The following is a 14,299-nucleotide window of genomic DNA, read 5'->3' on the forward strand; positions in this document are numbered from 1 at the left end:
CTACGACAAACGCGCCCTCCACTACAAAGCCATGGTCACCATCGCCTGCCTACGACTCTGGCTGCCATGACTTTGCGGACACGACCTAGGGCCTGCCGTTCGGATCAGGCCCTAACGCCCCGCCCGCCCCGTGCTCTCCCGCAGCACGAGCCGCGTCGGCACGAGCGTCGTCCCGTGCTCCGTCTCGCTCTCGCGCACCTGGCGCAGTGCGCTCTCCACACAGCGGCGGCCGACCTCGGCGAAGTCCTGGTGGACCGTGGTGAGCGGGGGCTGGAAGGAGCCCGAGTCGGGGATGTCGTCGAAGCCGATGACCGAGACGTCGTCCGGGACCTTGCGGCCTCGCTCGTCCAGGGCCCGCAGCAGCCCGAGCGCCATCTGGTCGTTCGCCGCGAACACCGCGGTGCAGTCGGCCTGTTCGGCCAGGCGCAGGCCCGCCCGGTAGCCGGACTCCGCCGACCAGTCGCCCCGTACGAGCGGCGGGACCGTGCGGCCCGCGTCCTCAAGTGTCGTGCGCCACGCGTCCGTTCGGCGCTGCGCCGCGAACGACTCGGAGGGCCCGGCCAGGTGCCACACCGTGCGGTGGCCCAGGTCGAGGAGGTGGTGCACCGCGTCGCGGGTGCCGCCCGCCTGGTCCGTGTCCACCACCGCGTACCGGTCGCCGGCGTCGGAGTCGGCGACCACCACCTTCACGTGCGGCGGCAGCGAGAGCCGCGCCGAGTCGAGCAGGTGGACCTCCATGATGACGATGACCGCATCGACGGCCAGCTCACCGAGGCGGGAGAACGCGCCGCGCACCTCGTCCTGCGTGGGCACCGCGACCGGGAGCAGCGTCACCGCGTAGCCCTCCTGTGCGGCCGAGGTGGCGATGGCCTCCAGTGTGCGCATGTTGCCCGTCGTGGACAGCGTGAACGTGATGACGCCGATGGTGCGGAAGTCGCCCCGCTTGAGGGCCCGCGCCGCGCTGTTGGGCCGGTAGCCGAGCTCCTTCATCGCGGCGCGGACCCGCTCGCGGGTCTCCTCGTTGACGCCGGGGAAGCCGTTCGAGACGCGGGAGACCGTCTGGGACGAGACGCCCGCGACCCGGGCGACATCGGCCATCGACGCGTTCTGTGTACGACGCCTGCCGCGCTGCGGGGCGCTCTCCTGGGTTGTCACCGTGTCCCTCACCGACTCTTGACCGTCCTCCTCGGGGCAGTGTAGACATGCCGCCACCGAATGTTTACGCAAACATAACAGCTGTGGGGTCCTTGGCACCCAAGGATGTTTACGCAAACATCTCGACCTGTGACGCACGGACGAGTGAGGGACGCGAGATGACCACGCTGCAACCGCCGGTCGCCGTGAGGCGGCGCCGCTCGTGGACGGGGTGGGGATTCATCGGCCCCTTCGTGCTCGTCTTCGCCCTGGTCTTCCTGGCGCCGCTCGCCTACTCGGTCTACCTGAGCCTGTTCCGTACACAACTCATCGGCGGCACCACCTTCGTGGGCCTCGACAACTATCAACAGGCGCTCCAGGACGGCCAGTTCTGGGCCGGCGTCGGCCGCGTCGGCCTGTTCCTGCTGATCCAGGTGCCGTTCATGCTGGGCATCGCCCTGCTCGTCGCCCTCGCGATCGACAGCGGCCGCCTCTACGGCAAGGACTTCTTCCGGATCACGGTCTTCCTGCCGTACGCGGTCCCCGCCGTCGTCGCGACCCTCATGTGGGGCTTCATGTACGGCACCCGCTACGGCCTGGTCGGCGACCTCGGCGACGCGTTCGGCGCGAAACTGCCCGACCCGCTCTCCGCCGACCTGGTGCTCGCCTCCCTCGGCAACATCGTGACGTGGGAGTTCGTCGGCTACAACATGCTGATCTTCTTCGCCGCGCTGCGCGTCGTACCGCACTCCCTGTACGAGGCTGCCGAGATCGACGGCGCCGGACAGTGGCGCGTCATCGGCGCCATCAAGCTCCCGGCGATCCGCGGCGCCCTCGTCATCGCCACGATCTTCTCGATCATCGGCAGCTTCCAGCTCTTCAACGAGCCGGCCATCCTCCAGAAGCTCGCGCCGAACACGATCACCACGGACTACACCCCGAACTTCTACACGTACTCGCTGTCCTTCGCGGGCCAGCAGCAGAACTACTCCGCGACGGTCGCCATCGTCATGGGCGTGCTCACGATGGTCGTGGCCTACGTGGTCCAGCTGCGCGGCATGCGCAAGGGAGCCTGAGCGCGATGACCACCACCACCTCTGTGCCCTCCGCGACGTCGCTGAAGTCCACGGCCCCGCGCCTGCGTTCGCCCCGCCGCCCATCGACAGCACGCCGCCCGCGACGCAGCGTCCTGCTGACCGTGCTCACCGGCGTCGTCCTCGTCTACAGCCTGCTGCCGCTGGTGTGGCTCCTGATCAGCGCGACCAAGTCGCCGCAGGGGCTTGCCCGTTCGTTCGGCCTCTGGTTCGACTCGGACTTCGACCTCTGGCACAACATCGCCGAGACCTTCACGTACCAGGACGGCGTCTTCGGCCGCTGGCTGCTCAACACCCTGCTGTACGTGGTGGTGGGCGCGGGCGGTGCCACCTTCCTGGCCGTCCTCGGCGGGTACGCGCTCGCCAAGTTCGCCTTTCCGGGCAAGCGCGCCGTGTTCGCCGTCGTCATCGGAGCGGTCGCGGTGCCGGGCACGGCGCTCGCCGTCCCCACCTTCCTGATGTTCAGCAAGATGGGGCTCACCGACACTCCGTGGGCCGTCATCGTCCCGTCGCTGATCTCGCCGTTCGGGCTCTATCTCATGTGGGTGTTCGCCACCGAGGCGATCCCCACCGAACTGATGGAGGCCGCCCGCATCGACGGCGCGAGCGAACTGCGCACCTTCTTCCAGGTCGCGCTGCCGCTGCTCGCCCCCGGCACCGTCACCGTCCTGCTCTTCACCACGGTCGCGACGTGGAACAACTACTTCTTGCCGCTGATCATGCTGAAGGACCCCGACTGGTACCCGCTCACGCTCGGCCTCGACTCCTGGAACAAGCAGGCGCAGACCGCCGGCGGCGAGGCCATTCCCCATCTCGTGCTCACCGGTTCGCTGCTCACCATCGTGCCGCTGATCGCAGCCTTCCTGCTGCTCCAGAAGTACTGGCAGTCGGGTCTCTCCGCCGGAAGCGTCAAGGAGTAGACCCCGCCCCGCCCCACCCTCCGTAGGACCACGAAGAAGTGGAAGCATGCCCATGCCCAAGAACTCCCGCCGTGCGCTGCGCGGCCTCGGTCTCCTCTGCGCCCTCGCCCTCGGCGCCACCGCCTGCGGCGGCTCCGGCGACGACTCCGCCGACAAGAAGGTCGGCTCGTCCGACATCACGTCGGCCCTGAAGAAGGGCGGCTCCGTCACGGTCTGGGCGTGGGAGCCCACTCTGAAGCAGGTCGCCGCCGACTTCGAGAAGAAGTACCCGAAGGTCGATGTCAAGCTGGTCAACGCGGGCACCAACAACGACCAGTACAAGGCCCTCTCGAACGCGATCTCCGCGAAGAAGGGCGTCCCGGACGTCGCCCAGATCGAGTACTACGCCCTCGGCCAGTACGCCCTGACCAAGCAGATCACCGACCTCAAGGCGTACGGCGCCGAGAAGCTGGCGGACTCGTACTCGCCCGGTCCGTGGAACTCCGTGAAGTCCGGCGACGGCGTCTACGGCCTGCCCATGGACTCGGGGCCGATGGCGCTCTTCTACAACAAGAAGGTCTTCGACAAGTACAAGATCGCCGTCCCGACGACCTGGGACGAGTACGTCGAGGCCGCCCGCAAGCTGCACAAGGCGAGCCCGAAGGCGTACATCACGAGCGACGTCGGCGACGCGGGCCTGACCACCAGCCTCCTGTGGCAGGCCGGTTCGCACCCGTACAAGGTCGACGGCACCAAGGTCGGCATCGACTTCACCGACGCGGGCGCCAAGAAGTACACCGACACCTGGCAGAAGTTGATCGACGACAAGCTCGTCTCGCCCGTCACCGGCTGGACCGACGACTGGTACAAGGGCCTCGGCGACGGCACCATCGCCACGCTGCCCATCGGCGCCTGGATGCCCGCCAACTTCGTCTCCGGTGTGAAGGGCGCCTCCGGTGACTGGCGCGTCGCCCCCATGCCGCAGTGGGAGAAGGGCGCGAACACCAGCTCCGAGAACGGCGGCAGCTCGCTCGCGCTGCCCGCGCTCGGCAAGAACAAGGAACTCGCCTACGCCTTCGTCGAGTACGCCAACTCCGGAGCGGGCGTGCAGACCCGCATCAAGAACGGCGCGTTCCCCGCGACGACGAAGGACCTGAACTCCTCGTCGTTCCAGAACACCGCGTTCCCGTACTTCGGCGGCCAGAAGGCCAACAAGATCTTCGCCGAGTCCGCGAAGAGCGTGCCCACCGACTGGAAGTACCTGCCGTTCCAGGTGTACGCCAACTCGGTCTTCAACGACACCGTCGGCAAGGCCTACGTCTCCTCGACGAAGCTGACCGCCGGCCTCAAGTCGTGGCAGGACGCGTCCGTCAAGTACGGCACCGACCAGGGCTTCACCGTCGACAAGTAGCCCGCCCCCGCTCTGTGACCGCATCCCCGGAAGGACGTGCATGACCGCCCCCCTCACCTCCCGTTTCCCGTACGCGAAGGGCTCGGACGGTACCCGGCGCCTCGGCTACGGAGCCGACTACAACCCCGAGCAGTGGTCACGGGAGGTGTGGGCGGACGACATCCGGCTGATGCGCGAGGCCGGGGTGAACGTCGTATCCCTCGCCATCTTCTCCTGGGCGCGGCTCCAACCCACCTCCGACACCTGGGACTTCGGCTGGCTCGATGAGATCATGGACCTGCTGCACGCGGGCGGCATCGGTGTCGACCTGGCCACGGCCACCGCGTCGCCGCCGCCCTGGCTGACCGCCGCGCACCCGGAGATCCTGCCGGTGACCGCGAGCGGCGAGACGCTGTGGCCGGGCGCCCGCCAGCACTGGCGGCCCACCTCGCCCGTCTTCCGTGAGCACGCCCTCACCCTGGTCCGCCGGCTCGCGTCCCGGTACGCCGACCATCCGGCCCTGGTCGCCTGGCACGTCAACAACGAGCTGGGCTGCCACAACGTCTACGACCACTCCGACGACGCGGCCCGCGCCTTCCGCCACTGGCTGCGCCGCCGCTACACGACGCTCGACGCCCTCAACGACGCCTGGGGAACGGCCTTTTGGTCGCAGCGCTACAGCGACTGGGAGCAGCTCCTTCCGCCGCGGCTCGCGGCCTCGCACCCCAACCCGACGCAGCAGCTCGACTTCAAGCGGTTCTCCTCGGACGCGCTCAAGGACCATCTGCTGGCCGAGCGGGAGATCCTGCGCGAGCTGACCCCGGACACGCCCGTCACCACCAACTTCATGGTGATGCCCGGCACCAAGGGCATGGACTACGCGGACTGGGCCGACGAGGTGGACTTCGTCGCCAACGACCACTACGTCATCCCCGGCCCGCAGGACCGCGACGAGCTGTCCTTCTCCGCCAACCTCACCAGCGGCATCGCGGGCCATCGGCCCTGGTTCCTGATGGAGCACTCCACCAGCGCGGTGAACTGGCAGCCCGTCAACCTGCCCAAGAAGCCGGGGGAGTTGGCGCGCGACTCGCTGCTGCACGTCGCGCACGGCGCCGACGCCGTCTGCTTCTTCCAGTGGCGGCAGTCGGCCGCGGGCGCCGAGAAGTACCACTCCGCGATGCTCCCGCACGCCGGGGCGGGCAGTGAACTCTTCCGTTCCGTCGTCGAGTTGGGCGCGACCCTCGACGCTCTCGCCCCCATCGCGGGCAGTGGGCGCGAGCCCGCCCGCGTGGCGATCCTCTTCGACTGGGACTCGTGGTGGACCAGCGAGCAGGACTCCCACCCGACCTCACGCCTCGACTACCACCGCGAGGCCCTCGACTGGTACTCGGCGCTCCTGCGCCTCGGCGTCCGCGCCGACGTGGTGCCCGCGCACGGCACCGACCTGTCCGCGTACGACGTCGTCATCGCGTCCGTCCTGCACGTCGTGCCGCAGCCGCTCGCCAAGGAGCTCACGCGGTACGTCGAGGGCGGCGGCCACCTCGTCACCACGTACTTCTCCGCGATCGTCGACGAGAACGACCACGTGTGGCTCGGCGGCTACCCGGGCGCGCTGCGCGACGTCCTCGGCATCCGCATCGAGGAGTTCGGGCCGCTCCTCGCCGGCGACACCGTCGACCTGGACAACGGCGCCACCGGCAGCCTGTGGACGGACCGGATCTCCGTCACCAACACGGACGTCGAGGTCCTCGCGGGCTACCGCACGGGCACGTACGCCTCCCGCCCGGCCGTCACCCGGCGCGGTACAGGGCGGGGCTCGGCCGCGTACGTCTCCACCCGCCTCGGTGTCGACGGCCTGACCGTGCTGCTGCCCGAACTGCTCGCCCCCGCCGGGGTGCGCAGTGAACTCCCGCAGCAGGCACGGGGGTTGGTCGAGCAGGTCGTCCGGCGCGACGACGAACACCGCTATGTCTTCCTGGTCAACCGGAGCGAGGAGCAGGTGGCGCTGCCGGGGATCACCGGGGAGGCCCTCGTCGGCCCGTCCGGAGGCGACCTCGTCCTGGCGCCCCGTCAGGTCGCCGTCCTGAAACAGCCGCTCGCCTCCTAGAGCCCCTCCGTCCCAGCACCACCGACACCCCACTCACACCGGGAGCACACGATGGCGCGCTTGACCCGCAGACGGTTCATCGGCATCGCCGCTGCCACGGCCGCGGCGGCCGGAACCCAGATCTCCGCCGCACAGCTCGTCGCCGCGGCAGGCACCGCGGCGACGGTCACGGTCACCCCCGACCCCTCGTACCGGCACGACCGGTTCGAGGGATGGGGCACCAGCCTGGTCTGGTTCGCGAACGCCACGGGGCGCTACCCGGACGAGATCCGGGAGCGGATCGCCGACCTCGTCTTCGGCCGGGACGGTCTCGCCCTGAACATCGCCCGCTACAACATCGGCGGCGGCAACGCCCCCGACGTGCCCGACCACCTGCGGGCGGGCGGCGCCGTCGAGGGCTGGTGGCAGGCCCCCGAGGGCATCACCCGAACCGACACCGACTGGTGGGACCCGCAGGACGCGGACCACTGGAACGAGGACGCCGACGCGACCCAGCGCTGGTGGGTGGACCGGATCAAGAAGGACATCACGCACTGGGAGACGTTCTCCAACTCACCGCCCTGGTTCATGACGGTCAGCGGCTATGTCTCCGGAGGCTTCGACGCGTCGAAGGAGCAGCTCAAGGAGGCGTCCGTCGACGACTTCGCCGCCTATCTGGCCGGTGCGACCCGGCGCCTGGAACGGGCGCACGGCATCAGGGTGAAGACCGTCGACCCGTGCAACGAGCCCAACACCGACTACTGGGGTACGAAGTTGGGCGCCGACGGCAATCCGACCGGTGGCCGTCAGGAGGGCTGTCACATCGGGCCCGCGCTCCAGCAGAAGATCGTGACCGCGCTCGACTCCGCGCTGAAGAAGGCCCGGACGACGGCCGTCGTCTCGGCGATGGACGAGACGAACCCGACGACCTTCGTCACGAACTGGACGAGCTACCCGTCCGCCGTGAAGAGCCGCGTCGCCCAGATGAACGTCCACACGTACGGCACCGGCGGCCGCACCTCCGTCCGCGACCTCGCCAAGGCGGCGGGCAAGCCGCTGTGGATGAGTGAGGTCGAGGGCGACTGGGGCGACGGCCAGTCCTTCACCGACATGCGGCCCGGTCTCGGGCTCGCCCAGCACATCGTCGACGACCTGCGCGAACTGGAGCCCAGCGCCTGGGTGTTCTGGCAGCCCGTCGAGGACTGGGACAACATGAAGCCCGGCGGCGAGTCGGCCAAGGGCGGCAACTGGGGCGAGGTCCAGGTCTCCTTCAGCGCGGGTCCCGACGACACCCTGGAGACCTGCCCGGTGTACACGAACACCAAGTTCGACACCGCCCGGAACTTCACGCACTACATCCGGCCCGGCGACCATCTCGTCAGGACCGACGACACGAACAGCACCGCAGCCGTCACCCGCGGCGGCAACGGCGCCACCGTCGTACACGTCAACAGCGCCACGAGCGCGCGCACGGTGACACTCGACCTGTCGAAGTTCGCGACCGTACGCCGGGGCGCGACCGTCACCCCCGTGGTGACCAGCACGGACGGCAAGCTGGACGAGCGGGCGCCGGTCCCGGCGACGGGCCGTACGGCGACCTTCACGGTGCCCGCGCAGTCGGTGACCACGTTCGTGATCAAGGGCGTGTCCGGGGTGGCGAAGGACGCCGCCGAGCTGCGCCAGGGTCGCACCTACGAACTGACGGGTGTGCAGAGCGGCAAGGACCTCACGGTCGCCGACGGCGGCGGCACGCTCGTCATCAGGTCGGGCACGGGGGCGGCCGGCCAGCGGTGGCGGCTGGCGCGGATCGGCGGGGACGGCCCGGCGAACCGCAGGCGGCACGTGTTCACCAGCGCCGCCGACGGGAAGCGGCTCGCCGTCCGCGACGGTGTGCCGGTCGTCGAGGCCGACACGGGCGAGCGGGACGCGGCCGCCCAGTGGCTGCTGTCGACGACGGGGGACGGCACGTACACCCTCGTCAACGCGGGCACGGGCCGCCTCCTGGAGGTCGGCGGGCAGGCCACGGACGAGGGCGCCGCCGTCGGTACCTGGCAGCCCAACTCCGGCTCGAACCAACGGTGGAGGGTCTCCGACGTGACCGCCTGACCGGCGTCCCGCGCGCACCACGCACGCGTAACGGCCGGCCGGTCAGACGTGCTGCGCCCTGCGCTCCCGCAGCAGGAGCCACGCGAGGAACAGGCCGCCGGCCACGCCCGTCACCACGCCCACCGGCATCAGCGCCGAGCCGGTCACCCGCTGGGTCACCAGGTCGGCCGCCGTCACCAGAAGGGCGCCCATCCATGCGGCGGGCAGCACGTTCGGTCCCGGCGCGCGGGTGACGCGGCGGGCCAGCTGGGGGGAGGCCATGGCCAGGAACGGGATCGGCCCGGCCGCGGCGACCGCCATCGCGGTCAGTCCCGTGCCCGCGCACAGCAGGACGAGCCGGCTGCGCTCCGGCGGCACACCGAGGGCGCCCGCCGTGTCGTCGCCCATCTCCAGCATCGTCAGCCGGCGGCCGAACACCATCACCACAGGGACGCAGACGATCAGTCCGAGCGCGGCCGTCCTGGCCTCGGTCCAGCCGCGGTCGTTGAGCGAGCCGATCGTCCAGCTCGCGGCCTGCGCGGCCTTGCCGATGTCGGCGCGGACGTACAGGAAGCTGGTCGCCGCCCCGAGCACGGCGGAGGCGCCGATGCCGACGAGCACGAGCCGGTAGCCGTGCACGCCCCGGCGCCAGGCGAGCAGATACACGGCGGCGGCCGTGGCGAAGCCGCCGACGAGCGCGCCGAGCGCGGTCTGCGCGGCGCCCGCGTCGAGGAAGATGATGGCGACGAGGGCCCCCGCCGACGCGCCGTTGCCGAACCCGATGATGTCCGGGCTGCCCAGCGGATTACGGGTGAGCGACTGGAAGACGGCGCCCGCCATGCCCGTCCCGAAGCCGACGAGCACAGCCACGACGGCGCGCGGAAGACGCAGGTCGAGCACGATGAACCCGGCGCCGGGCGGCCCGTCCCCGGCGATGGTCCGCAGCACCTCCAGGGGCGACAGCTCGTACGTGCCCGTGCCGACGGAGAGCACCACCAGACACGCCGTGACCGCGATCAGCGCCAGGCAGACGAGCACCGTGCGCGGGCCGAAGCGGACCGAGAGCCGGCCCGCCCGCACCCTCCCTCGGCTCAACTCGGCCTGGAAAGAGCGGGGTTCGTCCTTCACCGCGGTCACAGTTGAGCCACCTTCCGCTGCCGTACGAGATGGACGAAGATCAGCCCGCCGATGAACGACGTGACGATGTCCGCCTGGATCTCCGAAGGCGCCACCACGATCCGGCCGATCACATCGGCCACCAGGAGCAGGCCGGGCGCGAACAGCGCGCAGTAGGGCAGCAGCCAGCGCGGATCGGGTCCGGTGAACGCGCGGACCGCGTGCGGGATCATCAGGCCGACGAAGCCGATCGGACCGCACACGGCGGTGGCGCTTCCGCACAGCAGCGTGATGGCCACGATCGACAGGACCCGGGTGCGCCGCACCGAGGTGCCGAGCGCGCGGGCGTGGTCCTCGCCCAGCGAGAGCGCGCCGAGCGGCCGGGCGAGCGCGAACGCGAGCAGCGCACCGGCGATCAGCAATGGCAGCGCGGCGAGCAGGAGTTCGGGATCGCGCTTCTCCAGCGTGCCGACGGACCAGAAGCGCATCGAGTCGAGCGTGCTCAGGTCCCACTGCTGCAACCCGTTGACGTAGCCGAACAGTGCCGCGTTGACGGCCGTACCGGCGAGCGCGAGGCGCACCGGCGTCGCCGTCCGGGTGCCGCCCAGGGCGTTGACGACGACGGCGGCGACGGCGGCGCCGAGCAGCGCGAACCACAGATATCCGGTGAACGACGTGATGCCGAACACGCTGATCGCGGTGACGACGGCTGCCGACGAGCCCGCGTTCACGCCGAGCAGCCCCGGGTCGGCGAGGGGGTTGCGGGTCAGCACCTGCATCACGCCGCCCGCGAGCCCGAGCGCCGCGCCCACCGCGATGCCGATGAGCGTTCGCGGCAGCCGCAGTTCCCGCACGATGTTGTCGCTCGCGGAGCCGGACGGCGAGAAGAGCCCGCTCCAGACCTGGTCCGGCGCGAGATGTTCCGTGCCCACCGCGAGCGAGAGGGCGGCCGCGGCGACGAGCAGTGCCAGGCCGATCAGGAGTCCCGCGGTGCGGGGTGGGCGGCTGCGCGGCTCGGTGGCCGGGAGTTGCTGTGTTCCGACGGGGCGGAGTCGTAGTCCTGCGGGCATGTGGTTAGCTTAGGCTAACCTAACTGCGTCTGCTAACAATTACGTCGACAGAAGAGCCCGAGTACGGGTCGTTTCCGGAGGAAGAGGAGACATGAGCGTCCAGTCCGTTGCCGCCCTGCCGGACCACCGGCCGGACCGCGTCACCGGTGCCCGCATCGCGTGCCTCAAGGAGCGCATCGCCGTGGCCGACGATGCTCAACGCACGCGCATCGCCGAGGAATTCTGGCGGGAGGCCGCCGCCCGCGGCACGCCCTTCGTCGAAGAGCTGGACGGCGCACCCGACCACCGTGCGGTCACTTTCCTCTGGCGCGGCCACCGCGCCACCCGGCAGGTGCTGCTCATGGTCAGCCACCTCGGCGACCGCGCCCACCTCGCGGGCTCCCTCATGGAGCGGATTCCCGGCACCGACATCTGGCACTTCGGTCTGCGGCTGCGCGCCGACCACCGCGCCTCGTACCGGATCGCCGCCGACGTCTCGGCCAAGGAGCCGCCCGAGGACGCCGAGGTGTTGCAGGCGCGGCTGCGTTCGCTCGCGGTGCACGCGGCGCACGACCCGCTCAACTCCCGCCGCCAGTCCACCCGGTGGGGCGCGGGCGACAGCTCCGTCTTCGCCCTGCCCGAGGCCCCCGCCCCGGCATGGACCGAGCGGCGCGGCACCGTGCCCGCCGGGCGGGTCGAACGGCACCGGGTCCGCGCCGCGGCGCTGAGCGCGGAGCGCGACGCGGGCCACGAACGCGAGGTGTGGGTGTACGTGCCCCCGGGCCCTCGTGGTGACACGGAGCGGCTGCCCGTCCTCGTGCTCTGCGACGGTGACATGTGGTTCGGCCGCCTCGGCCTCCAGTACACCCTCGACTCGCTGATCGCCGACGGACTGCTGCCGCCGCTGGCCGTGCTCGCGCCGGACGCCGTCGACCGGCACACCCGTAACCGTGAACTCGGTGCGCGGGACGCCTTCGTGGAGTTCCTCGCGGACGAGCTGCTGCCGTGGGCGGCGGGCCGCTGGCCCCTCGCCACGGAGCCGGCGCGCACCGTCGTCGCGGGGCAGAGCCTGGGCGGCCTGGCGGCCCTGCACGCGGGGCGGCTTCGACCGGATCGTTTCGGCCATGTCGTCGCCCAGTCGCCGTCGTTGTGGTGGCGGCCGAGCCTGCCGCCGGGCGTCGTGCAGAAACACATCTTCGGTGTGCCGTGGCTCGTCGCCCGGTACGCGGAGACCGACCCCGTGCCGATCACCGTCCACCTCGACGCCGGTCTGCACGAGGGCACGATGGTCGACCACTGCCGCACGCTCTACGACACGCTGCACTCGGCCCGCTACCAGGTCACCCGCAACGAGTTCAACGGCGGGCACGACTACGCCTGTTGGCATGTGGCACTGGCGGACGCGCTGGTTCGTGTCCTGGGCGCCGACGCCGCTTCCGCCTAGCGCGGTCCCGCCGGCTCCCTCGACTTCCCCCCTCGGATCTCTCCCCCCCGCTCTATCTCTCTCATCTCATTGCACTAAGGAGCCCTACGCACATGTCCTCCCCGAGAATCCGCCGCGCCGCCCTCATACCGGCCGCCGCCGTCACGGGCGCCCTGCTCCTGAGCGCCTGCGGCAGCGACAGCGACAGCGGTGGCGCCGGCGGCGCCGAAAAGGCCGGGTCCGCCTCGAAGACGCGGCAGCTCACCGACGCCCAGGGCCGCAAGGTCGAGGTGCCCGGTGCCCCCAAGAAGGTCGTCGCGCTCAGCGAGCCGACCCTCGACGCGGCGCTCGCCCTGGGCGTCGAGCCGGTCGGCACCACCGCGGGCCGGGGCCAGAAGGGGGTCTCCGCGTACCTCGCCGACAAGGCCGCCTCGTCCCAGGTCGTCGCCACCGTCGCCGAGGCCGACATGGAGAAACTGGCCGCCCTCCAGCCCGACCTCATCCTTCTCGACGAGACGACCGGCGCGAAGAAGACCGTCGACAAGCTCCAGGAGATCGCGCCGACCGTCGTCACCGCGAAGCTCAACGAGGACTGGAAGACCGCCTTCACCGACACGGCGGACGCCCTCAACAAGAAGTCCGACGCCGAGAAGTGGCTCGCCGACTTCGACACGCAGGTCGCCGACACGAAGAAGAAGCTCGGCGACAACGCGGGCGACTCCGTCTCCGTCGTCCGCTGGCAGGACGGCGCGCCCTCCGTCGTCGGCAAGGGCGCGGGCCACGTCGGCTCCACGCTCAAGGCGCTCGGCATGGACCGGCCCAAGGACCAGCAGGGCGCGAGCACCGGGCACAGCGAGCCGGTCTCCCTGGAGAAGCTCGCGAGCATCGACGGCGACTGGCTGTTCCTCGGCGCCCTCGGCAGCAAGGACGACAGCCGAAAGGCCTACGCCCAGGCCCAGGACGTGACCAACTTCGGCAAGTTGAAGGCCGAGAAGGAGGACCACGTCGTCGTCATCGACGGCTCCGCCTGGAACAGCGCGGGCGGCCCGCTCGCCGCCCGGACCGTCCTCGACGACATCAAGGGGGCGCTCACCAAGTGATGTCTCCCAGCACTGGCCTCGACCTGGCCGGCCGGCTCGCCCTCGTCACGGGGGCGGGCCGGGGGATCGGCGCGGCGGTCGTCGCCGCGCTCGCCGGGCGCGGTGCCCGCGTCCTCGCCACCGACCTGGACGCCGAAGCCGTCGCGAAGACCGCGGCCCCGTACTCCGAAGGGCACGTCGTCGCCCGCCCCCTCGACGTCACCGACGCGGCCGCCGTCGAAGCGGCCTTCGCCGACGCCGAGGACGCCCTCGGGCCGCTCGACATCGCCGTCAACGTCGCCGGGATCCTGCGCGGTTCACCCGTCGTGGACCTCACCGACGAGGACTGGGCCGCCTGCTTCGCCGTCAACACCAACGGCGCGATGCACGTCTCCCGCGCCGCCGCCCGCCGCATGACACGGCGCGGCGCCGGCAGCATCGTCACCGTCGCCTCCAACGCCGCCGGCATCCCCCGCCAGGGCATGGCCGCGTACGCCGCGTCGAAGGCGGCCACCGCGATGTTCACCAAATGCCTGGGCCTGGAGGTCGCCGCGCACGGCGTGCGCTGCAACACCGTCTGCCCCGGCTCCACCCTCACCGACATGCAGCGCGGCATGTGGGAGGCGGCTCCCGGCGGCGACGCGGAGGCCGGGGCCCGGTCCGTCATCGAGGGGGACCTCGCCGCGTTCCGCACCGGGATCCCGCTCGGGCGGATCGCCGATCCGGAGGATGTCGCGGAGGCGGTGGCGTTCCTCGCCGGTGACCGGGCCCGGCACATCACGATGCAGGACCTGTACGTGGACGGCGGCGCGACCCTCCGGGGGTGACCGGGAGCCGTTCCCACCTCGCGGGGCGCTGCCCCGGACCCCGCGCCTCAATCGCCGGCGGGGCTTGATGCGCCCGCACCGTCCTCAGGACGCGGGGCTCCGCCCCGGGCCCCGCTG

General features: G+C 71.0%; 11 protein-coding genes. 8 read left to right on the forward strand and 3 right to left on the reverse strand.

Annotated elements, in window-relative coordinates:
- Positions 1-111: 111 nt before the first annotated feature.
- Positions 112-1,098, reverse strand: a complete 987-nt coding sequence (locus ACIA8D_RS34575) for a LacI family DNA-binding transcriptional regulator (protein WP_399238255.1) — start codon at positions 1,096-1,098, stop codon at positions 112-114.
- 215 nt (positions 1,099-1,313) lie between these two features.
- Here ACIA8D_RS34575 and ACIA8D_RS34580 point away from each other — a divergent pair, with 215 nt between their 5' ends.
- The 5 genes from ACIA8D_RS34580 to ACIA8D_RS34600 are packed head-to-tail and all read left to right on the forward strand — an operon-like array spanning position 1,314 to position 8,709.
- Positions 1,314-2,210, forward strand: a complete 897-nt coding sequence (locus ACIA8D_RS34580) for a carbohydrate ABC transporter permease (RefSeq protein WP_399238202.1) — start codon at positions 1,314-1,316, stop codon at positions 2,208-2,210.
- Between the two features lie 5 nt (positions 2,211-2,215).
- Complete coding sequence (locus ACIA8D_RS34585) at positions 2,216-3,148, forward strand: carbohydrate ABC transporter permease (protein ID WP_399238203.1); 933 nt, start codon at positions 2,216-2,218, stop codon at positions 3,146-3,148.
- 52 nt (positions 3,149-3,200) lie between these two features.
- Complete coding sequence (locus tag ACIA8D_RS34590) at positions 3,201-4,538, forward strand: ABC transporter substrate-binding protein (protein ID WP_399238257.1); 1,338 nt, start codon at positions 3,201-3,203, stop codon at positions 4,536-4,538.
- A gap of 40 nt (positions 4,539-4,578) precedes the next feature.
- Positions 4,579-6,624: a beta-galactosidase gene (locus ACIA8D_RS34595; protein ID WP_399238204.1), complete on the forward strand. Its 2,046-nt coding sequence runs from the start codon at positions 4,579-4,581 to the stop codon at positions 6,622-6,624.
- Positions 6,625-6,675: 51 nt separating this feature from the next.
- Positions 6,676-8,709 carry an RICIN domain-containing protein gene (locus tag ACIA8D_RS34600; protein WP_399238205.1) on the forward strand — a complete coding sequence of 678 codons (2,034 nt, stop codon included), beginning with the start codon at positions 6,676-6,678 and terminating at the stop codon, positions 8,707-8,709.
- Positions 8,710-8,751: 42 nt separating this feature from the next.
- Here ACIA8D_RS34600 and ACIA8D_RS34605 read toward each other — a convergent pair whose 3' ends face one another.
- Both ACIA8D_RS34605 and ACIA8D_RS34610 read right to left on the reverse strand, forming a co-directional pair.
- Complete coding sequence (locus ACIA8D_RS34605; protein ID WP_399238258.1) at positions 8,752-9,816, reverse strand: FecCD family ABC transporter permease; 1,065 nt, start codon at positions 9,814-9,816, stop codon at positions 8,752-8,754.
- Between the two features lie 5 nt (positions 9,817-9,821).
- The gene (locus ACIA8D_RS34610; RefSeq protein WP_399238206.1) at positions 9,822-10,874 is read right to left on the reverse strand and encodes a FecCD family ABC transporter permease; all 1,053 of its coding nucleotides are present in this window, start codon (positions 10,872-10,874) and stop codon (positions 9,822-9,824) included.
- Between the two features lie 91 nt (positions 10,875-10,965).
- Here ACIA8D_RS34610 and fes point away from each other — a divergent pair, with 91 nt between their 5' ends.
- From fes to ACIA8D_RS34625, 3 genes are all read left to right on the forward strand, one after another.
- Positions 10,966-12,297 carry an enterochelin esterase gene (gene fes / locus ACIA8D_RS34615; protein ID WP_399238207.1) on the forward strand — a complete coding sequence of 444 codons (1,332 nt, stop codon included), beginning with the start codon at positions 10,966-10,968 and terminating at the stop codon, positions 12,295-12,297.
- Positions 12,298-12,389: 92 nt separating this feature from the next.
- Positions 12,390-13,376 (forward strand): ABC transporter substrate-binding protein, encoded by a 987-nt coding sequence (locus ACIA8D_RS34620; RefSeq protein WP_399238209.1) that lies wholly within the window; start codon positions 12,390-12,392, stop codon positions 13,374-13,376.
- Positions 13,376-14,182, forward strand: a complete 807-nt coding sequence (locus ACIA8D_RS34625; protein WP_399238210.1) for a 2,3-dihydro-2,3-dihydroxybenzoate dehydrogenase — start codon at positions 13,376-13,378, stop codon at positions 14,180-14,182. Before ACIA8D_RS34620 ends, ACIA8D_RS34625 begins: the two co-directional genes overlap by 1 nt.
- Positions 14,183-14,299: the final 117 nt, after the last annotated feature.

Source organism: Streptomyces sp. NPDC051684, from assembly GCF_044453445.1.
Taxonomy (GTDB): domain Bacteria; phylum Actinomycetota; class Actinomycetes; order Streptomycetales; family Streptomycetaceae; genus Streptomyces.

Excerpts from the sequence above, each read along its gene's own strand:
- ACIA8D_RS34590 (WP_399238257.1), top strand. The coding sequence starts at position 3,201 with ATGCCCAAGAACTCCCGCCGTGCGCTGCGCGGCCTCGGTCTCCTCTGC.
- ACIA8D_RS34600 (WP_399238205.1), top strand. The coding sequence starts at position 6,676 with ATGGCGCGCTTGACCCGCAGACGGTTCATCGGCATCGCCGCTGCCACG.
- ACIA8D_RS34580 (WP_399238202.1), top strand. The coding sequence starts at position 1,314 with ATGACCACGCTGCAACCGCCGGTCGCCGTGAGGCGGCGCCGCTCGTGG.
- ACIA8D_RS34585 (WP_399238203.1), top strand. The coding sequence starts at position 2,216 with ATGACCACCACCACCTCTGTGCCCTCCGCGACGTCGCTGAAGTCCACG.
- ACIA8D_RS34620 (WP_399238209.1), top strand. The coding sequence starts at position 12,390 with ATGTCCTCCCCGAGAATCCGCCGCGCCGCCCTCATACCGGCCGCCGCC.
- ACIA8D_RS34575 (WP_399238255.1), bottom strand. The coding sequence starts at position 1,098 with ATGGCCGATGTCGCCCGGGTCGCGGGCGTCTCGTCCCAGACGGTCTCC.
- ACIA8D_RS34595 (WP_399238204.1), top strand. The coding sequence starts at position 4,579 with ATGACCGCCCCCCTCACCTCCCGTTTCCCGTACGCGAAGGGCTCGGAC.
- ACIA8D_RS34610 (WP_399238206.1), bottom strand. The coding sequence starts at position 10,874 with ATGCCCGCAGGACTACGACTCCGCCCCGTCGGAACACAGCAACTCCCG.
- fes (WP_399238207.1), top strand. The coding sequence starts at position 10,966 with ATGAGCGTCCAGTCCGTTGCCGCCCTGCCGGACCACCGGCCGGACCGC.
- ACIA8D_RS34625 (WP_399238210.1), top strand. The coding sequence starts at position 13,376 with ATGTCTCCCAGCACTGGCCTCGACCTGGCCGGCCGGCTCGCCCTCGTC.